The sequence below is a fragment of the Allobosea sp. NPDC003192 genome (assembly GCF_050275675.1).
Classification (GTDB): Bacteria; Pseudomonadota; Alphaproteobacteria; order Rhizobiales; family Beijerinckiaceae; genus Allobosea.
Map to the genome: position 1 here is coordinate 124,539 of NZ_JBNNPK010000017.1, position 23,697 is coordinate 148,235.

At 61.1% G+C, this 23,697-nt stretch carries 26 protein-coding genes; 8 read left to right on the forward strand and 18 right to left on the reverse strand.

Annotation, left to right across the window (positions count from 1 at the left end; all coding sequences use genetic code 11):
• The first annotated feature begins 49 nt into the window (after positions 1-49).
• Positions 50-1,495: an aldehyde dehydrogenase family protein gene (locus tag ACQKLX_RS21540; protein WP_427363604.1), complete on the forward strand. Its 1,446-nt coding sequence runs from the start codon at positions 50-52 to the stop codon at positions 1,493-1,495.
• Between the two features lie 621 nt (positions 1,496-2,116).
• Here ACQKLX_RS21540 and ACQKLX_RS21545 read toward each other — a convergent pair.
• Together ACQKLX_RS21545 and ACQKLX_RS21550 are read right to left on the reverse strand one after the other, a co-directional pair.
• On the reverse strand, positions 2,117-2,509 hold the full coding sequence (locus ACQKLX_RS21545; protein ID WP_427363605.1) for a limonene-1,2-epoxide hydrolase: 393 nt from the start codon (positions 2,507-2,509) through the stop codon (positions 2,117-2,119).
• A 288-nt stretch (positions 2,510-2,797) separates the two neighbouring features.
• Positions 2,798-3,184, reverse strand: a complete 387-nt coding sequence (locus tag ACQKLX_RS21550) for a limonene-1,2-epoxide hydrolase family protein (RefSeq protein ID WP_427363606.1) — start codon at positions 3,182-3,184, stop codon at positions 2,798-2,800.
• Between the two features lie 157 nt (positions 3,185-3,341).
• On the opposite strand from ACQKLX_RS21550, the gene ACQKLX_RS21555 reads away from it, so the two are divergent.
• On the forward strand, positions 3,342-4,301 hold the full coding sequence (locus tag ACQKLX_RS21555) for an AraC family transcriptional regulator (RefSeq protein ID WP_427363607.1): 960 nt from the start codon (positions 3,342-3,344) through the stop codon (positions 4,299-4,301).
• A 34-nt stretch (positions 4,302-4,335) separates the two neighbouring features.
• Complete coding sequence (locus tag ACQKLX_RS21560; protein WP_427363608.1) at positions 4,336-4,692, forward strand: MmcQ/YjbR family DNA-binding protein; 357 nt, start codon at positions 4,336-4,338, stop codon at positions 4,690-4,692.
• Positions 4,693-4,729: 37 nt separating this feature from the next.
• On the opposite strand, the gene ACQKLX_RS21565 is transcribed toward ACQKLX_RS21560, so the two are convergent.
• The 7 genes from ACQKLX_RS21565 to ACQKLX_RS21595 all read right to left on the reverse strand — a co-directional run bounded on the left by ACQKLX_RS21565 (position 4,730) and on the right by ACQKLX_RS21595 (position 10,548).
• Positions 4,730-6,157: a carboxylesterase family protein gene (locus ACQKLX_RS21565; protein WP_427363609.1), complete on the reverse strand. Its 1,428-nt coding sequence runs from the start codon at positions 6,155-6,157 to the stop codon at positions 4,730-4,732.
• Positions 6,158-6,220: 63 nt separating this feature from the next.
• Positions 6,221-6,895, reverse strand: a complete 675-nt coding sequence (locus ACQKLX_RS21570; protein WP_427363629.1) for a glutathione S-transferase family protein — start codon at positions 6,893-6,895, stop codon at positions 6,221-6,223.
• 122 nt (positions 6,896-7,017) lie between these two features.
• Positions 7,018-7,494: a limonene-1,2-epoxide hydrolase family protein gene (locus ACQKLX_RS21575; protein ID WP_427363610.1), complete on the reverse strand. Its 477-nt coding sequence runs from the start codon at positions 7,492-7,494 to the stop codon at positions 7,018-7,020.
• A 30-nt stretch (positions 7,495-7,524) separates the two neighbouring features.
• Positions 7,525-8,664: a hypothetical protein gene (locus ACQKLX_RS21580; protein WP_427363611.1), complete on the reverse strand. Its 1,140-nt coding sequence runs from the start codon at positions 8,662-8,664 to the stop codon at positions 7,525-7,527.
• Between the two features lie 64 nt (positions 8,665-8,728).
• Positions 8,729-9,028 (reverse strand): putative quinol monooxygenase, encoded by a 300-nt coding sequence (locus ACQKLX_RS21585; RefSeq protein ID WP_427363612.1) that lies wholly within the window; start codon positions 9,026-9,028, stop codon positions 8,729-8,731.
• Positions 9,029-9,092: 64 nt separating this feature from the next.
• Complete coding sequence (locus ACQKLX_RS21590; RefSeq protein ID WP_427363613.1) at positions 9,093-9,689, reverse strand: cysteine hydrolase family protein; 597 nt, start codon at positions 9,687-9,689, stop codon at positions 9,093-9,095.
• A gap of 100 nt (positions 9,690-9,789) precedes the next feature.
• Positions 9,790-10,548 (reverse strand): SDR family NAD(P)-dependent oxidoreductase, encoded by a 759-nt coding sequence (locus tag ACQKLX_RS21595; protein WP_427363630.1) that lies wholly within the window; start codon positions 10,546-10,548, stop codon positions 9,790-9,792.
• Between the two features lie 150 nt (positions 10,549-10,698).
• On the opposite strand from ACQKLX_RS21595, the gene ACQKLX_RS21600 reads away from it, so the two are divergent.
• Complete coding sequence (locus ACQKLX_RS21600; protein WP_427363614.1) at positions 10,699-11,601, forward strand: AraC family transcriptional regulator; 903 nt, start codon at positions 10,699-10,701, stop codon at positions 11,599-11,601.
• Positions 11,602-11,735: 134 nt separating this feature from the next.
• On the opposite strand, the gene ACQKLX_RS21605 is transcribed toward ACQKLX_RS21600, so the two are convergent.
• The 7 genes from ACQKLX_RS21605 to ACQKLX_RS21635 form a co-directional block, all read right to left on the reverse strand.
• Positions 11,736-12,212, reverse strand: a complete 477-nt coding sequence (locus ACQKLX_RS21605; RefSeq protein ID WP_427363615.1) for a TfoX/Sxy family protein — start codon at positions 12,210-12,212, stop codon at positions 11,736-11,738.
• Between the two features lie 119 nt (positions 12,213-12,331).
• Positions 12,332-13,762, reverse strand: a complete 1,431-nt coding sequence (locus ACQKLX_RS21610) for an NAD-dependent succinate-semialdehyde dehydrogenase (protein WP_427363616.1) — start codon at positions 13,760-13,762, stop codon at positions 12,332-12,334.
• Positions 13,763-13,787: 25 nt separating this feature from the next.
• Entirely contained in the window at positions 13,788-15,068 is a 1,281-nt protein-coding gene (locus tag ACQKLX_RS21615) for a TRAP transporter large permease (protein WP_427363617.1), read from the reverse strand.
• A gap of 7 nt (positions 15,069-15,075) precedes the next feature.
• Positions 15,076-15,624, reverse strand: coding sequence for a TRAP transporter small permease (locus ACQKLX_RS21620; protein WP_427363618.1), 549 nt, complete (start codon positions 15,622-15,624; stop codon positions 15,076-15,078).
• Entirely contained in the window at positions 15,621-16,637 is a 1,017-nt protein-coding gene (locus ACQKLX_RS21625; RefSeq protein WP_427363619.1) for a TRAP transporter substrate-binding protein, read from the reverse strand. Before ACQKLX_RS21625 ends, ACQKLX_RS21620 begins: the two co-directional genes overlap by 4 nt.
• A 55-nt stretch (positions 16,638-16,692) precedes the next feature.
• The gene (locus ACQKLX_RS21630) at positions 16,693-17,889 is read right to left on the reverse strand and encodes an amidohydrolase family protein (protein WP_427363620.1); all 1,197 of its coding nucleotides are present in this window, start codon (positions 17,887-17,889) and stop codon (positions 16,693-16,695) included.
• Positions 17,890-17,902: 13 nt separating this feature from the next.
• Complete coding sequence (locus tag ACQKLX_RS21635) at positions 17,903-18,487, reverse strand: amino acid synthesis family protein (RefSeq protein WP_427363621.1); 585 nt, start codon at positions 18,485-18,487, stop codon at positions 17,903-17,905.
• Between the two features lie 70 nt (positions 18,488-18,557).
• Between ACQKLX_RS21635 and ACQKLX_RS21640 the strand changes: the two genes are divergently transcribed.
• Together ACQKLX_RS21640 and ACQKLX_RS21645 are read left to right on the forward strand one after the other, a co-directional pair.
• Positions 18,558-19,226: a hypothetical protein gene (locus tag ACQKLX_RS21640; RefSeq protein ID WP_427363622.1), complete on the forward strand. Its 669-nt coding sequence runs from the start codon at positions 18,558-18,560 to the stop codon at positions 19,224-19,226.
• Positions 19,226-19,924 (forward strand): GntR family transcriptional regulator, encoded by a 699-nt coding sequence (locus ACQKLX_RS21645; RefSeq protein ID WP_427363623.1) that lies wholly within the window; start codon positions 19,226-19,228, stop codon positions 19,922-19,924. Before ACQKLX_RS21640 ends, ACQKLX_RS21645 begins: the two co-directional genes overlap by 1 nt.
• Positions 19,925-19,949: 25 nt before the next feature.
• Here the strand turns inward: ACQKLX_RS21645 and ACQKLX_RS21650 are convergent, their stop codons facing one another.
• Entirely contained in the window at positions 19,950-20,513 is a 564-nt protein-coding gene (locus tag ACQKLX_RS21650) for a MarR family winged helix-turn-helix transcriptional regulator (protein WP_427363624.1), read from the reverse strand.
• A 161-nt stretch (positions 20,514-20,674) separates the two neighbouring features.
• Here ACQKLX_RS21650 and ACQKLX_RS21655 point away from each other — a divergent pair, with 161 nt between their 5' ends.
• Both ACQKLX_RS21655 and ACQKLX_RS21660 read left to right on the forward strand, forming a co-directional pair.
• Positions 20,675-22,168 carry a 4-hydroxyphenylacetate 3-hydroxylase family protein gene (locus ACQKLX_RS21655; protein WP_427363625.1) on the forward strand — a complete coding sequence of 498 codons (1,494 nt, stop codon included), beginning with the start codon at positions 20,675-20,677 and terminating at the stop codon, positions 22,166-22,168.
• A 93-nt stretch (positions 22,169-22,261) separates the two neighbouring features.
• Positions 22,262-22,831 (forward strand): flavin reductase family protein, encoded by a 570-nt coding sequence (locus ACQKLX_RS21660; protein ID WP_427363626.1) that lies wholly within the window; start codon positions 22,262-22,264, stop codon positions 22,829-22,831.
• 96 nt (positions 22,832-22,927) lie between these two features.
• Here the strand turns inward: ACQKLX_RS21660 and ACQKLX_RS21665 are convergent, their stop codons facing one another.
• A complete protein-coding gene (locus ACQKLX_RS21665) occupies positions 22,928-23,590 on the reverse strand; it encodes a MarR family winged helix-turn-helix transcriptional regulator (protein WP_427363627.1) in 663 nt (220 codons plus the stop codon).
• Between the last annotated feature and the right edge of the window lie 107 nt (positions 23,591-23,697).

Below are 23,697 nucleotides of genomic sequence, written 5' to 3' on the forward strand. Positions count from 1 at the left end.
TCCAAGCAAGGACGCTTGATCCACCGGTCGAGCAAGTTAGGTGTGACATATGTCTGGACCGTTCAAAAACCTCATCTCTGGCGAATGGGCCGGTGGCGCCAATGCCTCGCGCAACATCAACCCCTCCAACACCAACGACGTGGTCGGCGAGTACACCCAAGGCTCGGTCGAGGATCTGAACAACGCGGTCGCCGCCGCCAAGGCCGCTTTCCCGGCCTGGAGCCGCTCCACCCCCCAGGAGCGCTACGACATCCTGAAGAAGGCCTCCGAGGAGATTCTCGCTCGCAAGGACGAGCTCGGCCGCCTGCTCTCGCGCGAGGAGGGCAAGACCCTCGGCGAAGGCATCGGGGAGGCGACCCGCGCCGGCCAGGTCTTCGCCTTCTTCGCCGGTGAGTGCCTGCGCCTCGGCGGCGAGATGGTGCCGTCGGTGCGTCCGGGCGTCGGTGTCGAGATCACCCGCGAGGCGGTCGGCATCGTCGGCATGATCACGCCCTGGAACTTCCCGATCGCGATCCCCGCCTGGAAGATCGCGCCGGCGCTGGCCTGGGGCAATTGCGTCGTCATCAAGCCGGCCGATCTCGTGCCGGGCTCGGCCTGGGCGTTGGTCGACATCATCCAGCGTGCTGGCCTGCCCAAGGGCGCGCTCAACCTCGTCATGGGCCGCGGCTCGATCGTCGGCCAGGCGCTGCTGGAGCACAAGGACGTCTCCGCCATCTCGTTCACCGGCTCGGTCGGGACCGGCCGCAAGGTCGCGGCTGCCTGCATCGCCGGCAATCCGATGAAGAAGGTCCAGCTTGAGATGGGCGGCAAGAACCCGCTCGTCGTGCTCGATGATGCCGATCTGAAGATCGCCGTCGAAGTCGCCGTCAACGGCGCCTTCTTCTCGACGGGCCAGCGCTGCACCGCCTCCTCGCGCCTGATCGTCCAGGCCGGCATCCACGACAAGTTCGTCGAGGCCTGCATCGAGCGCCTCAAGACCGTCGTCGTCGACGATGCACTGAAGGCCGGCACCCATATCGGCCCGGTGGTCGACCAGAGCCAGCTCGACCAGGACCTGAAATATATCCAGATCGCCAAGGACGAGGGCGGCAAGCTGGTCTTCGGCGGCGAGCTCCTGAAGCGCGACACCCCCGGCTTCTACCTCCAGCCGGCGCTGTTCACCGAGACCACCAATGCCATGCGCATCTCGCGTGAGGAGGTCTTCGGCCCGGTCGCCAACATCGTCCGCGTCAAGGACTATGATGAGGCTCTGGCCGTCGCCAACGACACCGAGTTCGGCCTCTCCTCCGGCATCTGCACGACCTCGCTGAAGCATGCGACGCATTTCAAGCGCAACAGCGAGGCCGGCATGGTGATGGTCAATCTGCCGACCGCGGGTGTCGACTATCATGTGCCGTTCGGCGGCCGGAAGGGCTCCAGCTATGGCCCGCGCGAGCAGGGCGCTTACGCCAAGGAGTTCTACACCACGGTCAAGACGGCCTACATGCTGGCCTAAGACAGCAATCGCGATAGGGGAGGGGCCGCTCCATCGCCCTTCAAGAACCCAGTTAGGATTGGCTCCTTGGCACCCGCGGCGATCGGCCCTCGTCCGCAGCTCGGAACCAGCTTCTCTTCAGAAAAAACGTCAGAAGGACAAACCTGTCCCTGATGCAGCAGACCGATCGCTACAAGCTGAGGCTGACGAGGGCGCAGTACGCCACCCTTGATCGTCCATTTGAAGCGCAGTGCCGGCCTCACAACGCGGGGCTGCAGGAGCGCGTTGAAGTCGAAGCGTAGGCGTAAGACCTGCGATCGCTAGCAACCTTCCAGCGGCGGGTCCAGCACGCGAAGTCGCCTCATCTCCAGGAGGTCTCGGGCCGGGCTGACGAAGCGAATTGCCTTCATCGGGGTGGAGGACTTGAAGTTGCGGTTCATGACCAGTTAGGCGAGGGCAACCGCGGCTCGGCCCGGCGCGAATACGATCAATTCAAATTTGGAGTTGTTTGGGAGAGGCCCGATGAATGTGCTGATTGAATAGCTTGGTTAACTCTTGATGGCAACGGGCCGCGAGCCCCTAGGGTGGCTTCTGACAATATAAACTCCTGGTATTCAAAGACAGACGTGAAAGCTTTGGGTGCTAACGATTGTCTTGGGCAATCTTCTTTCCGGCGTTGACGTCGAAATAATCACGCCATGCCACGATATGATTGCCTTCCACTTCGAAAATACCCATCACTTTGAATGCAGCGATTTCGCTGCCGTCGGCGCGGACGAAGCGGTCCAGCCTCTCGGTTAGCACGCGGTTTCCGTCCGCAGCGATAGCGAGCATGTCAAAATGAACTGCCGCGATGCTCTTTGATCTATTCGGACGCTCTAGAAACGCGATAGCTTCTTCAATGCCCGTTGTTTTTGCGACGCCTTCATTGACCCAAACCGTCTGGGGCGTGAAGTATCGACGGATCGCAACTTTGCCATCATCCTCAGGAATGGCGGCGGAGAAGGCTTTTACGACCTCGATGGGGGTTAACATTCTACTGCCCTCTATTTCGGTAGATGTTTCAGATGGTTGAGCCGACGCAACACTTGAGAGCATTACGGTAGTCAAGACGATGAGCAAAGATTTCATCAAAGCAACTTTCAGTTATTGATGCGCGAATTTAGTCACTGCGGAAAACACGAGCGAGTTGACTCTCTGCTCTTGAATAACTGCAGATGTCCGTGCGATTTTTACGCTCATCAGCGAGATTTGAATTGAGCGTCTGCGCCCAGCACGGAAAGGGTAATGCCAACGCCGTTTCACCGTTCGCGAGCGCGCTCTTTAGCTGGCGGCGAATTTCTGGAAGATATTGACGTCGAAATAGTCTCGCCACGCGACAATCTTGTCACCTTCGATCTCGATGATGCCCATAACTCTCGCGCGACCGATTTCCGTTCCGTCGGCCCGCTCGAACCGGTCAAGTCTCTCGGTGAGAACACGGTGACCGTCGGCAGCAATCGCAAGCATGTCGATATGAACTGTCGCGATGCCCATCGACGCCTCGCCTTGATCGATGAAGGCGATCGCCTCATCAATTCCCGTCGTCACAGCAACGCCTTCGTTGACCCAGCGAGTATGGGGTGTGAACCAGCGCCGCACGGCAGGTCTGCCGCCGTCCTCAGCTAACGCGGCGCAAAATGTAGAGACAGTTTCGATGGGGCTGGGCATGGTAAGTCCTCTTAGGTGAATTGAAGGCCGAATGGCTTCGGCGATGGCCTCCAGGATAAGGGTCGAACCGCTCCGTCACGATGCCCGATCTTATGTCTCGATTGCCTGATTTTCCGGAATAGTTGATAGTAACGGGCAATCGCGGCAATATGGCTCGATGAACGAGCTGGAAAAAATTCGCGCCATGGCAATGCGGCACGCCGGGCAGACGAATCTTCTAATTCCCAGGCTGCTTTCCTACTCACTCGACCATCCGACCGAGGTTGACCCGATGATTTACGATCCTGCGGTGTCCCTGGTGATTCAGGGAACGCAGCGCATGTTTATCGGCGGCAAGATGTTCGAGTATGGCCCTGGCCAAAGCATGGTCGTTGCGGCGGAGATCGCTGCGCTAGGTCAGATTTGCGAGGCGTCGCAGGACAAGCCCTTTCTCGCCGTCGGCCTGTTTCTGGATCCGGCCCTGTTGTCCAATCTCATACTCGAGATGGCCGCGTTGCCAGAATTGCCGATCGGATCGGGATACGGGCTGAGCACCGCCAGCGAGTCCCTCCTGTTGGCTTGGCGAAGACTGTTCGAGCTCCTTGATCGACCAGCTGAAATTCCGGTTATGGCGCAGTCACTTGAACACGAGCTCATGTTTCGGCTTTTGATGGGGCCGCACGGCGGACTGCTCCGCCAGATCGCCGGAGCAGATTCGCGCCTGATGTATATCCGCAAGGCCATGGCCTGGATCCGCGGCCACTACACCGAGCGCCTCAATTTCAAGGCGGTCGCTGCAGTGGCGGGCATGAGCGTGTCTGTTTTTTACGATCGCTTCAAAGCCGTCGCCGGCGTGAGTCCGCTTCAATATCAAAAGTATATCCGGCTCCACGAGGCTCGTAGACGCATGATCGCTGGGCAGGAAAGCGCGGCCGAAGTGGGATTTGCCGTCGGCTATGAAAGCGCCTCGCAGTTCAGCAGGGAGTACAGGCGCCTCTTCGGAGCGCCGCCAGCTCGCGATGCTGAGAGAGCCAAGGTCGGCTTGACGCGCGTTGCTCCGCGTCAATGGGTGCCACCGGGAAGGGATATTGCAGGCCCGATGGCCGATGACGCGCCGGCGCCTCAAGATCGCACATGAAGCCGTGATTGGGCTAATCTAGTTGGAGAAAAGCATGATCACACGTTCCGAAATTTTCGACCACGCCGAGAAGACGTTCGGCGCCAAGCCTGATTATCCGTTCAAGAAGTATCCGCACTATGCGGCCCTTCGCCATCCGGATGACCAGAAATGGTTCGGACTGATCATGAACGTGCCTAGGGAAAAGCTCGGTCTCGAAGGTGACGGAGAGGTCGATGTCATCGACCTCAAATGCCATCCGGCAAAAGTCGACGACCTCAAGAACAAGCCCGGATTTCGACCGGCCTATCACATGAACAAGGAGCACTGGCTCACCGCCGTCCTCGATGGATCGGTATCGAGAAAAGACGTGTTCGCGCTCCTTCAGGACAGCTACGAGTTGACGAAGTAGATCGAGCCTTGCCGCCTCAACACCCCGGCCAGGCACGTCAGGGTCGCTCGATCCCTTCGAATGTTTTGAGAACCTCGACCGCATGGGCGGTCGCTTCATAGGGCATGTCGCCGATCCCTTTTGTGGTGGGTTCGGCGGTGACAGCACTCCAAAGACGGTCCCTGTTTCCCTCCGCGAGATCCAGGAGGCTATCGCGGACGAAGGTGTCCCGGGCGATCTGCTCCTCACTGGCGCCTGGGCGCTCCTGTCCGACAATGCCATACATCTCGGTGCCATGCACCGCGTGCGCGCCCTCGGAGGGGCCGATCGACAGCAGATGCGCGTTGCCGCCGGCCGCGGCGTGCGCAAGCGCGGCGCGGACGTGAGGCAGAGTAAAGGAGAAGTCGGTGAGCAACGCACCGCGGGCTTGGACGGGCGTGCGCCCGTCGATGTCGTACGCAGCGACAATCTGTCGGGCGCGACTGCGCGGTATCCGGTTCCGGGTGGCGAATTCCCTGACGAGTTCACTGATGCTTCCTGGATCGAAGTCATCGGTCTTGTGAAGCACCCACCAGTCGGTTTCGTGGGTGGTGTTGCTAAAGAGGATATTGATATCCCGATGACGACCAGACCCTAGGGCCCGCAGGGGGTGATCCGCGATGATGCCGCCCGGCTGGGCGCGATCATCCACGATCGCGATAACATCGTTGTCGATGCCGTGTCGTGCGCCAGGGTCCGCCAGCTGCGACTTGCTCATGGTCTCGGCGAGCACCATCGCGTCGATATTCAGCAGTTGCTCGGGATCGTCCTCAATTCCGAGCGCGATTAGCACCGCTTCCGCACGTTCTTCCGCCCCCCAAGCGGGCACCAAACGTGACGCCATGCCGGAGAAGGCAGCGAGGTGGTGATAAAGGCCATCGGCCGAAGGCGCGACTAGGAGGGCGAGCGTGCAGAAGGCACCGGCGCTGTGGCCGGTGACGGTGACCTTGTCCGGATCGCCCCCGAAACTGGCGATGTTCGCCTTTACCCACTGTAGTGCTGCGATGATGTCCTGCAGACCGAGATTGGTGGCGTCGGCAAACGCACCCCCATACTGCGAAAGCGAGAGCCAGCCGAATGGACCGAGGCGGTAGTTGAGGGACACGCCAATTGCGCGGCCGGTCGCTGCAAGGCCTGAGAGGTTGGAGGTCGTCTGGGTGTTCGCGCCCATCTCGAACCCGCCGCCGTAGATATAGACGATCACCGGAAGCGGCTCTTTGCCGGCGCCTTCCGGCGCCCAGACGTTGAGATTCAGGCATTCTTCGCTCACCCCGTTGTCGGCTTCAAGCCAGCTGGTGTCGCCAGCTTGCAAAGGCGCAGGCCCCTTCCGGTCGTATGGACGGTCGGGATCAAACGGCAGCAGAATGGGGCGGCGGAAGCGCTTCGCGGTCGCATAAGGAATGCCCAGCCATGAGCGGACCGAGTGGGCGACTGTGTGAGCATTCATTAATTCGGTCCTTTCATTGACCGTGGGCGCCGAAAGCCGGAATTTCGGCGGCCTGAATCCAGCTCAGCTTGCAAGAAGCGCCTTGTGCAGACGAAGGTGCTGGCGAAATCTCTCCGCATAGTCTTCCCCCACTGCGGCAATGACGCTCTCTCGGGCGGCCAGAGCCCCCCTCCATGCCGTGATGCGGGGAAGACCCTCAAAAATCGGTTGCGATACCGTCGGATCAAGGATGTCGAAGTAGCGGAAGATGGGCGCGTACACTGCATCGACCATGCCAAAGGCAACGCCGCTGAAATAGGGCTCCGCCGCGACCGCTGTCTCCAGTTGCTGCAGCTTGTCCCGGAAGGCGGCACGCTTGGCGTCCGAGGTCGCGCCGTCGCTCGCGTTGAGGAATTGCCAGGCGTCGGCGAGAGTCGCCGTGCCAAATTCGATCCACGCGCGCTGCTGGGCACGCGACAGCGAATCCTCGGAGTAGAGCCTGCCGCCGGATTGCGTCTCTTCGAGATACTCGCAGATCACCATGCTTTCGAAGAGAGTTGCGTCCCTGCCATCCGCAAGTGCAACCTTCAGCAAGGGCACCTTGCCCGTCGGCGACAGCGCCCGGAACCAGTCCGGCTTGTTAGCCAGATCGACGTTGATCCTCTCGAACGGCACGCCCTTCTCCAAAAGGACGATCGCCGCGCGTTGAACGAACGGACAAAGCGGATGGCTGATAAGCGTAAGGCTACTCTCTTGCATGATGACTTCTCTGAAGGGTCCGGCCTGGGCGATAGAGCGCATTCGCCCCACCCAAACCGCCGATAGAATTGATAGGATAGCCGCGACCAATCTGCAGATATGGTCGGGTAAGTCCCTGCGGTTTACTGTCGATCTTTCGACATTTGTTTGGCGCGATTGACGTCGAAATAGTCACGCCATGCTACGATACAGTCGCCTTCTATCTCGAAAATTCCCATCACCTTCAGTGCGGCGACCTCGCTCCCGTCAGCGCGCACAAAGCGGTCCAGTCTCTCGGTGAGCACGCGGTTTCCGTCCGCGGCGATCGCGAGCATGTCGAAATAGACTGCAGCGACCTCCGGCGACCTGGGTCGTCTTATCGCCTCTTCTATGCCGGTCGTCATCGACAAGCCTTCGTTGATCCAGACCGTACTCGGGGTGAACCATCGCCTGATCGCGTCCTCCGCGTGATTCTCCGAGAATGCAGCGCTGAAGGCTCTAACTGTCTCAATGGGCGTCGGCATCTTACCATCTCCTGTGTCGCGGGAAGTTTCACACGTTTTGGACCACGCTGCCGTAGAAAACATCACAGCGACCATTGCTACGAGCGCGCGCTTCATCTTTTAGATCCTTGTTGAATCGTTGGATATTCAGGCTCGGCCAGACTTTTTTGCATTCAAGATAGTGAGCGCCACAATGAGGGCACCAGCGACGTAGAGCGCGGCCGCAACGACGAGTGCGCCAGTTACGGTCTCGCCACCGACCGCCATAGACCCTATCGCAGGCCCGGCCGCCACCCCGAGCAACTGCGATGTCGTCATGTGCAGAGCTGAGCGGCGACTGGGATCGATGTCGATCAGATAGGGCATGTAGAACGGCGACCCGAGCATCCAGAAGAAAGCAAATCCTGCCGTTCCGATGACGAATGTGGCGGCCGAGTAGGCGGTAAGTATAAACGCCAGCGACGCGATGCTGCCCGCTATCACGAAGAGAACCATCGCGGCGTTGCTTACCCGGCCCGCCAGTACGGTCCCGATCAGGCCTGACGCAATCTGCGCGCCCATAGCCGCCGACACGGCCATTCCGGTGATCGTTTCATCGAGCCCGATCTGCTTGCCGTAGGGTTTGAGATAGACCCACGTTGCCGGGATCGCAGCCATCAGTGTGAAGATCGCGAATAGGCCGACCCATCCTATCCGGCTCGGCCGCATTGATGTGCTTCCACGTGCAATCGACTCAAAATGGGCAGGCGTGAACATCGTGAGTAACGCGATCAGGCCATAGAGGCTGGCGACCACCGCGAAACCGGCGAACGCGCCGCCCTGCGGAAGCAGGCTGGAAGAAAGCCAGAATGAGAGCACAAGCAGGGTCGCTGCCTGCGTCAACACATAGATCGCCACCCAGCGCCCCGGATTATCGCAGCGTGTCAGGAATGCGACCCAGACCCACAGTAATGTGCCCGCGCACACGCCATGGCCAAAGCGGGCTGCGAGGATTGCATGGCCGGTTAGGCGTGCTGTCGCTAGGTCGAGCGCCACGCCGATCATGGCCGAAACGAGAACGTAGAGCTTTAGATGACGCGGCTTCAACATGGCGCTGGCAAAGCTAACGGCCAGCAGAGTGCCGATCGCCTCCGCCATCGCCACCTGCCCTAATCCAGCAAGAGAGACGCTGCCTTCCTCGACCAGTCGTGGCAGCAGCGTGGCTTGCAAGGAAGGCATGATCCCGCCGATCACGCCGATGGTCAGAAGGGCCAATGAGGCCGAGCGCGAGAAGTGCCCTTGGGCCAAGTCATGTCTCCATAGGGCAGCGCCCGTATCAAAACGGTGAAGGATCAGCAGGGACACCGCCGCATCAGCCGAGGTGGGATACGACGTCGAACGTCTGCATGACGGGCGGCCCGACGAGGAACGGCGCAGTCAACGGACGGCTGTTCGCCATGTGCGGCGACGCTCGGTGCGCGGCAAGCGCGGCCTCATCCTCGTAGATCTCGACGAGCGTGTAACTGTCGGGCACCGTCTGCGAGCGCAACAGTTCGTACAGTCGGTTGCCGGGCTCGTTGGCGCGGACAGCGGCGGCCAACATCGCGAACGCACGTTCGAAATCGTCGCCGCTGCCATGTGCAACCGCAAGACTAACCACCATCCCTATCATCGTCCCGCTTCCAACTTCCTGAACGAATGCCTGGCCCCGTCATGGGACCAGGCCCGACGAGAGTTCATGCCTGCGCCACGAAATCGTGCGTGGTGATGGCGTTGGCGTAGAACGGTGCGATCTCGGTCACGAAGTCGTCCTGCTGCTTGCGGGTGTAGCCGGCCGAGGCGTCGTAGATGACGTTGGTGTGGTAACCGAGGTCGTGGGCGTTGCGCATGGAGGATTCGACACACTGGCGCAGCGAGAAGCCGGCGAGATAGATGTCGAAGATGTGGTTGTTGCGCAGATAGCTGTCGAGCGTGGTGCCGACGAAGACGCTGCTCCCGCCGCCGCGCTCGCGGACGACGAACTCGCCTTCCGCAGGTTCGAAGCCTGGGAAGAAATCCGCCTGCTCGCCCAGGAACGACCCATAGTCGCGCATCATCTTGCGCAGGCCATACTTGCCCTCGCCCAGCACCTTGAAGTTCGGCTCGAACTTCAGCGAGGCGTGGATCACGTGCATACCGCGACGGCGGGCTTCGGCGAGTGCAACCTTCGAATTGGCGATCGCGGTGTCAACCTGCTCGCGATCCTGGAACGACGGATAGATCCCACCGGTCGGCGAGAGCCAGTCGTTTACGTATTCGATCAGGATGAGCGCGCTCTTGGATGCTTCGGTCATGATTTGGTCCTTGTTGGTTAGGTGGGATCAAGCGGTGATCATCGCATCATGCTGACGCAGATCGTCGCTGAAGAGGTCGGGATAGGTGATCGCCTACGGGCTACAGCAACTGCCCGCCCGAGATGTCGAAGGTCGTGCCGTTCGCCCATGCCATGTCGTCCGACAGAATCGCGGCGACGGCCCGGCCGACATCGTCCGGCAGGCCGACACGGCCGAGCGCGATGCCTTGCGCGACGTAGGCGTTGACACCTTCGTTGTCGCGGACGGCGCCGCCGCCGAAGTCGGTTTCGATAGCGCCCGGCGCGATGGCGTTGACACGGATCTGGCGCTCGCCCAGTTCGACGGCCAGATAACGCGAAAGCACCTCGACCGCCGCCTTCATGGCGGCATAGAGGCTGTAGCCCGCCATGGTGAAGCGCACGAAACCGGACGAGACGTTCAAGATGCGCCCGCCATCGGCGATCAGCGGCAACAGCTTCTGCGTCAGGAAAACGGGACCCTGAAGATGGGTCGCAACCAGAGACGCGAATTGCTCCTCGGTCGCATCGACGAAGTTCGAGAACAGGCCGTTGCCGGCGTTGTTGACCAGATAGTCGAAACGATCCCGGTCGAACTCCGATTTAAGCGTCTCCGAAACGGCAGCGGCGAAAGCCGGAAAGCTCGCCGTATCTGTCACATCGAGCGCCAGCATCGACGCCTTGCCGCCCAGCGCTTCGATTTCCTGACGCAGGGACTCGGCCTCGGCTGCGCCACTGCGGTAGGTGCCGACGATGTGGACACCGCGTCGGGCCAGATGAAGCGCCATGTTGCGGCCAAGGCCGCGGCTTGCGCCGGTGATAAGTGCGATCGGGTGGGTCATGGATGCCTTTCTTGGGTCGTCGCGCCGTCGGCGCCTCGTTTGAACCAAGATAGGGTAAAGCTGCATTCGGAACCCGCCCGATCGGCTCAACTTCTTGCCTGATTATCTCAAGGATTTGGCTTCTAACCGGCGCCGTGTCATACTGGAGATATGACAAAAGATCTCGCGCCACATCTCGACATTGTTTTGCGTCATGCCACTGCAGGCTTGACGGAAACACCGATACCTCGCCTCGACATGCTGGTAGGCCAGGAATCTGCAGTCAAGGCACCTTGCCTTTATCGCTCAATGATCTGCTTCATTCTGCAAGGGGCGAAGCGCGTTGCGATCGGCGATACTCTTCTGAGTTACGACAGCGCCCAGTATTTCATTAGCGCGCTCGACCTGCCGTTGATCGGGCAAATCCTCGACGGGGGTGCCGGGCGCCCCTATGTCGCGGTCTCACTTGTCCTGGAGCCGGCGTTATTGGCGGAGCTAGCCGCGACTATGCCGCCGGTACGCGAAAGCGATCAAAAAGGCATGGGCGTTGCGATCAATCCAATGACCGCTCCGCTTCGCGATACATTGCTCCGATTGCTGTCGTTGCTCGACAATCCAGGCGACATTCCTGTTCTTGCCCCGATGATCGAGCGCGAGCTGCTTTACCGGCTGTTGCAAGGCCCTCAGGGTCGATTGCTGCGTCAGATTGCACGGCCCGACGGTGCCCTGGACCGTGTCCGGCGCGCCATCGGCTGGATCCGTGATCACCCCTTCGCGCATCTTCGCATCGACGCCCTTTGCGACGCCAGCGGGATGAGCCGCGCGAGCCTTCATCGCCATTTTCAGGCGATGACGGGGTTCAGTCCTCTCCAATATCAAAAGCAGCTCAGACTGCAGGAGGCCCGCCAACTGTTGCTGTCAGGCAGCCATAGCGCGTCGGATGCTGCGTTTGCCGTCGGATACGAAAGTGCCTCGCAATTCAACCGCGAGTATCAGCGGCAATTCGGTGCACCACCGGCAAGGCATGTCCGGCGCATGCGTCACGAGATCGAACAGCGGATGGCGATGGCTTAAGATATCTGGTCGCATCACTCCAAGCGATGAGGGCAAGTCTGTCTTTGCCGCTTATTGAGCCTATGGACCTGCGTAGCTCCTTCGCTCGACGCGACCGTGGACGGACGATCTCGACATGCGTGCCGTCGCTCAAATCAGGCTTTCCGCTGGCTTGTTAGCGCAGCTTTATAAGCACGCTCCGCCCACTCGCAGAATTTGTCGCTGTCTTCGAGAATCTCTGAGGGGACTGCCCAGTAGGATTTCAGCGCGTGGTGCTCGCCTTCACTGCTATAGCCGAGTGGCTGGGAGCCTCCTGCCTCGTACTGGGCGCGGGAATCGGCATCGACCTTGAAGTAAAGCGCGCCTTGCCAGGTCATGGCAAAAACATGATCGTTGCGGTAGAGGGCAACAGCGCCAAACAACGGCTTTGTTTTGATTTTTGCCCAGTCCGACAGTTGCTCCACATAGAGTTCGGCTAGCCGCCTAGCCTGCTCGGATTGTTTCGTCATCTTCTTGTGGCCTTCTCGAATAATTAAGCTTTGGTACGACAACATGTTTGCCCAGATCGGCTTTCGCCTCCGGGAAAGCCCGCGCGTCGCGGTTCTTTCGAGCCCAGGAGTTGGCGCGGTCATCCGGCAAGCCGCCGGTGAAGCAGGAGTTGCCGTTAACCGCCGTCGCCCGCGGGCTACGAGCGGGCAGGGCGCCGATGCGGGCCCCGAGCTGGCGGTTGGCCGGCCGTGGGGATGCCATCTCAGGCGAGCGACACAAGTTTGGTCACGAGGTAGGGCTCGACGGCCTCTCGCCCGCCCTCGGTACCGTAGCCGGAATCCTTGACGCCACCGAACGGTACTTCCGGCAGGCCGATGCCGTTGTGATTGACGGTCAACATGCCGCTCTCTACCTTCGATGCAAGCGCGGAGGTCCGCCCGGTGGAGCGGGTATAGGCATAAGCGGCGAGGCCATATGGCAACCGATTTGCCTCGGCGATCGCTTCTTCGAGCTCTGAAAATCGCGAGACGATCGCCAGCGGTCCGAATGGCTCTTCCGACATAACCCGGGCTGCCAGTGGCACATCCGCAATCACCGTCGGCTCGAAGAAATGTCCCTTGTTGCCGATCCGACGTCCTCCGGTAGCAATCGCCGCGCCGTGGCGCGTGGCATCGCCAACGAGATCCTCCATCGCTTGAAGCCGGCGGGCATTGGCGAGCGGGCCCATGGTCGTGGCGGGATCAAGGCCGGAACCGACCTTCCGAGCGCGGGCTTCCTCGACGAGCATTTCTAAGAACGGGCGGTAGACGCCGTCCTGCACCAAGAAGCGCGTCGGTGCGACGCAGACCTGCCCAGCATTGCGGAACTTCGCTGCCGCAAGCACACTCGCCGCTGCGTCGAGATCCGCATCATCGCAGATGATCGCAGGCGCGTGGCCGCCTAGCTCCATGGTTGCACGCTTCATCTGGCTGCCGGCCAACGCGGCGAGATGCTTCCCAACCGGTGTCGAACCGGTGAAGGATATTTTTCTGATGACGGGGTTTCGGATGAGATAATCGGAAATCTCGGCCGGATCGCCATAGACAAGATTTACGACGCCAGCCGGCAGGCCTGCATCGACGAAGCAGCGGATCAACTCGGCGGGCGAGGCAGGCGTCTCTTCCGGGCCTTTAACGATGATCGAGCAGCCTGCCGCCAACGCTGCCGAGAGCTTGCGCACGATCTGGTTGATCGGGAAATTCCACGGCGTGAAGGCTGCAACCGGCCCGACGGGCTCCTTGATCGCTGATTGCTGCACGCCCGCTGTGCGGGCCGGCACGATCCAGCCATAGGTCCGCCGCGCTTCCTCCGCGAACCAATCGATCGTATCGGCGGCTGCCAACGTCTCGGTGCGAGCCTCTGCCAGCGGCTTACCTTGCTCCAGTGTCATGAGCGGCGCGATAGTATCGACGCGGGAACGCAGCAGCTCGGCAGCACGGCGCATCAGCTTCGAGCGCTCGAACGCGGAGATCTCCCGCCAAACGGCAAAGCCTGACTCTGCCGCCTCCAAGGCACGGATGAGATCGGCAATCCCAGCATGGGCGACGCCGCCGATGCGCTCTTCAGAAGCGGGGTCGCTGACATCGATGCTACGGCCCGCTACGGCGGAGCACCATTGCCCGCCGACGAACAATTTCACGTCCGGATAATTCATGTCAGGCCTTGGTCATGGGTAATTGTTATTTGAGCCAGGACAACGGAACGAGAGTCAGCGCCGGCACATAGGTCACCGCCACTAAGGCGATTAGATAGATGATCAAATATGGCACAACCCCGCGATAGAGCGCCGGCAGCGGCGTTCCGAACATGGCGTGCGCCCCGAAGAGGTTGAGCCCGAAAGGCGGCAGGAACATTCCGATAGCCAGGTTGATCGTGACGATCATGCCGAAATGGATCGGGTCGATGCCGACGCTGGTGGCAATCGGGACGAGTAGCGGCGTCAGAAGCAGGATCGCCGCCGGCGGTTCCAGCAAGCTGCCGACTAGGAGCAACAGGACGTTGAGCAGCAGCAGCAGTGCGACTGGTCCGAGATCCAGACCTGCGACAAAGGTCACGATCTTCGCGGAGATGCCGCTCGTCGTGATCAGCCACGCGTAAGCCCCGGCTGCAGCCACGATAATCATGATCTGGCCGATAAGTCGGGAGCTGTCGAAGAAGATCACCCACACCTCGGCCCACTTCAGCTCACGATAGACGTAGACCGAAACGAGCATGGCGTAGATGCAGGCGATACCCGCCGCCTCGGTAGGCGTGAAGACGCCGCCATAAATGCCGCCGAGGATCACTACCGGAGCCATGAAGGCCCAGAATGCGCGCCGGAAGGCGGGCACGATCAAGGAGAAGTCGAGCGGCGCGCCGGCTCCCATGCCGTCCATGCGCGCCCTGATGTGGACATAGACGGCGAGCAACCCCGCAATAAGCAGGCCCGGCACGATGCCGGCCAGGAACAGGTCTGTCACAGAGACCTGCGCTGCAATGGCATAGATGATCATCGGGATGGAGGGCGGAATGATTACGTCGATGACGCCGGTCGCGGTGACGAGGCTGACAGCGCCCGTTCGCTTGTAACCGGCCTTTTCCATAGAAGGAATCATGAGGCGGCCGATCGCGGCGACGCAGGCCAGGGCGGAGCCGGACATCGCGCCGAAGACCGAGGCCGAGGCGATGGTCGCCAGCGGCAGCGAGCCGCGGACGCCTCCGATGAGCGTAAGCACGAACTCCACGAGGCGTTGCGCCATGCCGCCCCGAGCCATCAGCTCACCGGCGACGATGAAGAGGGGCACGGCCAGCAGCGGGAAGGAATCGATGCCGCCGAACATGGCTGTATGGACAGCGGTGAGCGGGATGCCGCCGAGGTAGAGGATTCCCGCGACCGAGGCGAACAGCAGGACGAGAAAGATTGGCGTTCCGGCGGCGAGTAAGCCGATCGGCAGGGCGCCAAAGACGAGAAAGCCGGTCATTGCAGCATCACTCCTCGCCGAGATGGGTCTGCGGCTCCGGGTCGTAGACGAACAGCCGCAGCGCGATCATCAATGCGATCATCAAGAGGCCGATGGTCAAAGCTGATTGGGGAATCCACATCGGCGCCTCTAGCGCGTCGCTGAGTTGCCCAAACTCGTACATCAGCTGGACGACGTCGAAGCTGTGCCTGGCAAGGAGCAGCAACAGCAGGACGGAAGCGACGCCGACCGCCCGCGTGACCTGGCGGCGTGTGCCGAACGAAAGCCGCATGACCAACGCCTCGATGCGAATATGGCTCTGCCGCCAGGCGATAGTGACGGAACCTGCGAAGACCGCTAGCACCATGAGATAGAGCATCAGCTCCTCGGCCCAGGCGATCGGTGCGCCGAACACATAGCGACCGATAACGTTCGCGCCGTTGATCGCCACGATGGCGGCGATTGCCAGTGCGGCGGCCCAGTTGCAGGCAAGTGCAATCGCGTCGCCAAAGCGGCGCGGCAGGCTCGGCTGGCGTTCGACATGGCCCGCCGCCGCGAACGTGGGCTGGGCGCTCATGCGACAGCCTGTGCAGCTTTTACGAGCAGGTCGTACATGGCCTTCTCTGCCGGCTTGTCCTGCGTCGCGCGCTGCGCGACCGGGGCGAACTCGGCCTTGAGACGGGCCTGATCGGTGGCGGAGATCTTGAGCACGGTGCCCTTGTTCTGCGTCCAGATTTTTTCCTGCTCGGCGACGAAGGCGGCAGTCGGCGCGACGATCTCCGTGCTGGCGAGGCGCCCGGCCTCGTCGACGGCCTTTTGGAGATTGGGCGCCAACCCCTCGTACCAGCGTTTGCTGCCGACGACGACGATGTTGACCTCGGCGTGGCCAAGATCCACCGCGAAGGGAGCAGCATCATAGAACCGCAGAGTCGTGAACTGGCTGATCGAGCTCATGACCCCGTCGAGCGTGCCTTGCTGCAGCGCCGGCAGCACCTCGGCGAGCGACATTGGCACGGCAGTGGCGCCGAGGGTTTTCAGCGGCTCCGTCTGCCAGGCGGAGGCGAAAACGCGGATCTTGCGGCCCTTAAAGCCGCCGAGATCGTCGATCTTGTTGCGCATTGCAAAGAGCGCTGGAGAGGTCGCGAACATGCCGATCGCGCGCAGTCCCTTGTTGCCGCCGAGCTGCGCATAAGCGTCTGCGAACTCCGGGTTCTGCAGCGTCCGCTGTGCGTGTGCCGTATCCTTGAAAACATAGGGAGCGCCGAGGACGGAGAAGCGCGCATCGATGCCTGTGAGAAATTCCGGCGGCCCAATCCAGGCCTGGACGGTGCCGAGCTGGGTCCCCTCTATCATGCGGGGGATCGCGCCGAGCTGGCTCGCCGGATAGAGTTCGCATTTGATGCCACCTGCGCTGAGCGCCTCGACATGCCTGGCGTAGATCCGCATCCACTCGTGCTGCGGGTCATTGATCGGCGCCGAGCCGATCTTCATGACGACAGGCGACTGGGCGCGGGCGATATGCGGCATCGCGAGGCTCGCTGCCGCGCCGGTCGAAGCCCCAAGGAAGCTGCGGCGGTCGATCTTGATCATGATGTCCCCTGGTTGTTCGTGTGTCGGTGCCCGGCCCGGCTCCGAGTCTTGCCGCTCAGTGCGCCGAGCCGGAGAAATCCTGTGGTATGCTGTTCTGCGCGACCCGGACGGTCCGCGTTGTTTGGGGGGTGTTCCGTGAGCGGCCGACGAAGCGCGGTATGCCGTCGCTAATCACGGCGCCGACCGCGGCGATGTCGCCATGCGCAAGCGCCGAAAGGGCATCGCTGCGGGCGCCGCCGGCGCAAGCGTCGATCAACACGATATCGGCGTCGCGGCCCGGCGCGATGAACCCGCTGTTCAGTCCATAGACCCGAGCATTACTGCCGGTCGCGGCAGCGATAGCCCGCTCGACGGCGACCCCGCCGAGGCTCGCCAGATGTGAGATCGTATAGAGGATGCCGAGAGGCATGATGCCGCTGCCGGTCGGCGTGTCGGTCGCGATCAGCAGCCTCTCATACGCTCCCGCCTCTTCCAGAAGCCTGGCGCAAAGGAGTGTCGTGCGCAGATTGCCAGCGGTACAGACTTGTAGCGCCATGTCAGATTCGTTGACGAGGCGCGGAAAGTCCTCATCGGGCATCGCAACCGGGCCACCATTGGTGTGGAAGGAGACGTGCGGGCGCATCCGCAGCAGATGGTCGGCCCATACGCCCGACGAGCCGGGGATGGATGAGCCTCCGGTATGAGCTAGCGTGATCATGCCGAGCTCGCGTGCCCAGCCCATGGTCTGCTCGTACTCATAGGGTGTCGCGAAGGCTCCGAAGCCGGCCTTGGCGAGCCAAACTCCCTGGCGCCTTACCTCAGCCAGGTCTTCCCGCGTAAGGCCCGGCTCGAGGATAATAGCGCCGGCATGGACCCGCATGCCGCCGGGACGATAGGTCAGGAAGGACTTGTGGGCCGCGACCGCGAGTGCCTTGACTCCGTCGGGGTCCTTTGGGCGGCCCGGAACATGCACTTCCGAGGCGCTGATGGCGGTCGTAACGCCGCCATGGAGATAGCTTTCGAGAAAGCCGACTGTGCGCTGACGCGGTGTGTAGTCGCCGAAGGTTATATGGACATGGCTGTCGATCAGGCCCGGGATGGCCGTGGTGCCGCCGGCATCGATGACGATGTCACAATCCTTCAGCGCCTCGCTATCGGCCCCGCCGACATGGATGATGCGCCCGGCTTCCGACACGATGCAGTCGCCTTCGACGAAGGGATCTGCATAGTCGCCCGTGACGATGTGACCGATGTTGACCACAGCTGTCCGCATGACTTTCTCCAACTTAGACGTGTTCGAGCGCGCCAGCTTTCACCGATTCCTCGTAGCGTAGGCCGCCAACGCGAGCGTTCAGCCGCGGGCCACTCGAAAGGCAAAATATTAGCGCGATTTCGTTAGGTAGCGGCGCGTCCGGCAGAAAGAGGCTCATGCCATCGTAGTGCGAGCGGACATAGACATCCGTCTTCGCGTTCATGGGGATGTCGATTGGGGTGCCAGGGGCGGCGACCTTGGTCATCGACGAGATCCAGGCCGAGGCCCCGCCGATGCGGTCGCGGAATGGTGTGGCAAAGGTCGTGGTCAACAGCGCATTGGCATGCTCCTGCTCGCCGGCGAGGCCCACGATCCCGCCCTTGCCGTAGCCCTGCGCTTCATAGGGGCCGAGAGCATGAATGGCAGCGTCCGCCATCTGCGCGCCGATGCTAGCGCTGATTTCGACCAGAGGGCTCAGGTCCTCCACGTAGCGGCCGATATAAGGGTTGTTGACGATCGCGACGACCGCAACTTTCCGCTGCGCACGCCCCGCGTCTGAACCCTGATCGGCGGTCCTGTCATCGACGATCGTCAGCACGCGCTTGATCGGCATATCCATGGCCATGCTCCCAAGATTGACTTATCGATAAACAATCATATTGTAAGACAATCATGTCAAGGGACCGGCTATGAAATTCGACGGCGAGACAATTCTGTTTTCCGAGATGACACCTCCGACTGCCTTGGAGGCGGACTTCAACCGGTGGTACGACGAGGAGCACATCCCGATCAGGATGGGTGCTCCGGGCTTTCGCAGCGCTCAGCGTTATCGAGATGGGAAGACCTCGAACTATCTGGCCGTCTACGAGATGAGTTCACGCGAAGCGCTCTCGACGCCTGCTTACAGCGAGATTAAGAACAGGCCGTCGGAGACTACGAAACGCATGCTCGACGCGGTGACTGGGTTTACCCGCTATATCGGCAATAAGATTGCCGAGGCAGGCGCATCGGCGGACCAGCTGATAGCCGCACCTGTGCTGTACGCGGTATTTTTCGCGGTACCGCAAGAGCGAACAGTCGAATTCGACGCGTGGAATGCGGATGACCATGTGCCATTGCTGATCGAAGACGAGCGTTGGCTAGGCGTCAGGCGTTTCGACGTCGTCGACGGCGCTCCGAGCCCCTACAATCGTCTCGCTTTGCACTATCTTTCGGACCGCTCTGCTCTAGAATCCGATGCCCGGAAGCGTGCGCGGGCGACGCCTTGGCGAGCCCGGCTCGCTGCAGAGCCATGGTTCCAGGGCCATTACGTCGTATTCGACCAGCTTGGCGACCGGCAAATAGGAAGCGCCGCCTGATGGGCGAAAACGCCGATTTTTTAACGATTACCCGCCCACCGGTGGCGTTGCGCGAGCTTGCGGCTCAGACGTTGCGCGAGGCGATCATCACCGGAGCGCTCGTGCCGGGCGAAAGGCTCGTCGAGGCTTCGCTGGCCAAGCGCATGGGCGTCTCTCGTCCATCTATTCGCGAGGCTCTCAGCCAACTCGCAGCTGAGAAGCTCGTCACTATTACACCGAACAAGGGTCCGTCCGTAGCGGCGATCAGCTGGGACGAAGCTCAAGAAATCTACCATGTTCGCAGCCTCCTCGAGGGCGAGGCAGCGTTCCTCTTCGCTACACGGGCCGAGAGGGACGATCTCGCCCGCATGCGCAAGGCGCTGCGCGAATTTGAACGCGCGATCGCAAAGAGCGAGACCACGATACTCGTGCGGTCGACGGGCGACTTCTACGCGGTCATGCTATCTGGTTGCGGAAACCGGATCATCACAGAGGTCCTGTACGGGCTAAATGCCCGCGTCGGAGTTCTTCGCGCGCGATCCATGTCGCGCCCGGGGCGGGCGACCCACTCCCTGCAGGAGATGGGCGTGATCCTCAAGGCGATTGAGAATCGAGATCCCGAAGGGGCACGTGCGGCCGCGCATACTCATGTGCGTGGAGCGGCGGCGGCGGCGCGGGAGAGTTTCGATCGGATGAACGCCGAACGCGCGGCCGGCTGAGCGCGAGACGGCCCGTCAGCGTCTTTCAGTTGTCGAGCAACTCGCTGCGCTCGTGCCGTCGGAGCTCGGCTAGGGCATACTCGCTATTGAGGACGATGCGCTGGAAGATTTCGCGCAGCCGCCCCATGTCGTCGCGTGTCACGTCCTTAAAGAGCAGATCGTTGACGTCGCGCATAAAGGGCGCGAGCCCGACGACGGCTTCCTCGCCGGGTTTGGCAAGTTGCACGAGGACGGAGCGGCGGTCGGCAGCATTGGGGCGCTTGACGAGAAAGCCCTTGCGTATCAATTGCCCTACCTCGGTGGTGACATGGGTCGAAGCAAGATGGACATGCTCGGCGAGATCCCGAATGGTCACACCCTTCTCGCCCTGCCGATAGGCAACACCAAGCAGCACCGCGAATTGGGAGCCGGTCAACCCGATACTGCGCCCGAACGCCTCACGGCAGGCCTGGAAGCGACCAAGCGACAACACCATCAGATATAGCGTGTCGCGAAAGGTCAGGTCGCTTCCCGCATTCAGAAGGGCTGCGTGCGAAACGGTCAAGGGCGGCTCGAATCGGCGCGTGGACTCGGCCGACGCAGCGGTCATTCTACGAGGGTCTTTGCTCAATTCCTGGTCCTCCCCGCCGACGGATGAACGGAAAGACGCAATCTGACAAGCTTGACACTTACAGAATTTAGCTACAATCTGTAGGGACCGAGCTGGCCGGACGAACCCGGACCCTCGAGCCGACCTAACGGAGGGGTTCCATGCCCACAGCACTCGCCACCGCCGACCGCACTGAAGCCACCGCATCCCTCCGGACCGGAGCGGAATATCTCCGCTCGCTCGACGACGGCCGCGCCGTTTATGTCGACGGCGAGCGCGTCAAAAACGTCACCACGCATCCGGCATTCGCTGCCGCCGCTCAATCCGCGGCGAGGCTCTACGACATCGCCGCGGATCCGGCGATGCGCGAACGGATGACTTTTACTTCTCCAACCTCTGGCAAGCCGGTTCTGCGGGCTTATCAGATTCCGCGGACCCATGAGGACCTGAAAGCCAAGCGCCTGGCATCCGAGACCTGGTCGGAAGCGACATTCGGCATGATCGGTCGTACGCCGGATCACGTCGCCGGCTTCTTCTGCGGCTATGCTGCGGTGCCCGAACTGTTCGCTGCCGGCGGCAAGCACTACGCCGAGAACGTCACCGCCTTCTACGAAAAGCTTCGCGAAAATCATCAGTGGGTGACATATGCGATCGTGCCTCCGCAGATCGACCGCTCGAAGCCGGCCCACAAGCAGAGCGATCCGACCCTTTATGCCGGTGTGGTAAAGGAGAAAGATGGCGGCATCGTCATCAAGGGTGCGCAGCAGCTGGCGACCGCCGGCGTCTATTCCGACTATCTCTATCTGAGCTGCATCCATCCGCTTCAGCCCGGTGACGAAAACTATGCCATCGGCGTAGCCATTCCGATGAACGCTCCGGGGCTCAAGCTGTATCCGCGGCGCCCGTTCGCATTGCAGACTGACAACGCCTTCGATCACCCGCTTTCGGCCCGCTTCGACGAGAGCGACTGCTTCGTCGTCCTGGAGGACGTCTTCGTCCCGTGGGAGCACGTCTTCATCTACCGCAACCTTGAGATCTGCCGCGACCAGTGGTGGAAGACACCGTCGCATGCCTACGGCAATCTCCAGGCGCAGGCGCGCTATGCTACGAAGCTGCGCTTCATGATGGGCCTCGCCAAGCGCATGAACGAAATGACCGGTAACGACGGCGCTCCGCCCGTGCAGGTTCAAATGGGGGAGCTCGCCGCGCTGGTGCAGATCGTCGAGACGATGCTGGAAGCGCAGGAGACCACCGCGACCATCGACGCGAACGGCGTGCTCTGGCCGTCCAAAACGACGCTTTACGCGGTTATGGCCCTGCAATCGGAGATTAACCCGCGCATGGTCGACATCGTCCGCGAGCTCACCGGCTCGGCAATGATCACGCTACCGTCTTCACTGAAAGACCTGGACAGCCCCGAAACGGCAGCCGACATGGCGCGCTACATGGGTTGCGCTACCGCAGGCGCCCGCGAGCGCATCGCTCTGATGCGCATGGCATGGGACTTCATCGGTTCGGAATTCGGGAACCGTCACCAGCAATACGAGAAGTTTTATGGGGGCGCCTCCTTCCTGGTGAAGCAGAACATGTTCCGAAATTATGATTTCGGACGGGCCGCTGGCCTGGTCGACAAGGCGCTGGCGCTCTCGGCCTGATCCGACGCTTGGCCGGGCTGCTTCGTCGTAGCCCGGCCGTCCAACGGTGGTCATGCAGCATTCACCACCCATCACCATCACGGAAGATATGCGATGAGCGTTCAGGGCAGCGACAGGGGTGAAGCAAGCTTCTCCCCACGAGATCTTCGCGACACGCTCGGGCTGTTCCCAACGGGCGTCGCCATCATCACCGCGACCACCGCGAGCGGGGAGCGGCTCGGCGCGACCGTAAGTTCCTTCAACTCGGTCTCGCTCGACCCGCCGCTGGTTCTGTTCAGCCTCGCGCGCGCCGCCAAGTCGAGTGGTGCATGGGAGGCGGTATCGAGCTTCGCAGTCAATGTTTTAGGAGAGAACCAGAGCGAGCTTTCGACGCGTTTTGCCAAGGCGCTAAGCGATAAATGGGACGGGATGGCTCCCGTGCAGGCCGAGACGATCAACGCTCCGCTGATCCGCGACGCGATCGCGACTTTCGAATGCGAGAGCTGGAAGAATTACGACGGAGGCGATCACATCATATTTGTCGGTTTGGTAAAGCGAATCGCGAGAACGGCTAACGCTCTGCCGCGCCCTCTGGTTTTTTCTGGCGGCCGATATCGTCAGTTGGATTTGCAGCAGAATATCGAGACACCGTACGACACCACACAATTGATCCATGGCTGGTGACTGATGGGCAAGCGCGTTTCGTGCGCAATCGCGCGGAGTTGCGTTTCGAAAAGCATTGGCCCCCGGTGAGCTTGCCTCTGCACTTTGAGATTCTGTTCAGGACTCCATGATCTCGTCGCTGAACGTGGTCGCGTCGTCAAGTAAACGTCCACGCCGCGCTTCAACGAGAACCTTACCCGCATTGAGAGTCAACCGATGCAACAGCCGCTCCGTGGCAGCGAGTTCCGGTTCCGAAATCCCTTCGAACAGGATATCGTTGACCCGCCGAGCCACCGGTGCAATCGATCTCACGACAGCTTCCCCTTTGGGCGACAAAGAAACTAGAACGCTGCGTCTGTCGACCTCGTCCTGACGCTTCCTGAGAAGGTCTATGCGTATGAGGCGGCCTACCTCGGTCGTGACATGCGGCGCAGCAAGCCGCACGTGCTCAGCCAGATCGCGGATGGCGATGCCCATTTTGCCCTGTCGATATGCAACGCTCATCAGAACAGCGAACTGGCTTCCAGTTAAACCAAGTAGCCTGCCGAAAATCTCGCGGCATTTCAAAAGACTTTCCAGTGCCAAGACCGTTGTGTAGATAGCCTCGCGAAACTGCTGATCGCTACCCTCCCGCAAAAACTCCTCTCGAGAAATGGTAAGAGGAGGCACGAACACATTGGTAGTCTCACTTATCGACATTATCACGCCTTGCCATTGCCGCTTGCGATGTGCAGGTGCGGCCGTGCCGATTGTTTCGCGAAGCAGGTTGATGCCATGCATCAAAATAGTCCTACCCACCACCTTCATCAAGTTAGCATATACATTTTTATGTCTGTTTTGTAGTTAAATCTCTACCCGTCGCGGTCTGCTGCCATTTCGCGGCGACC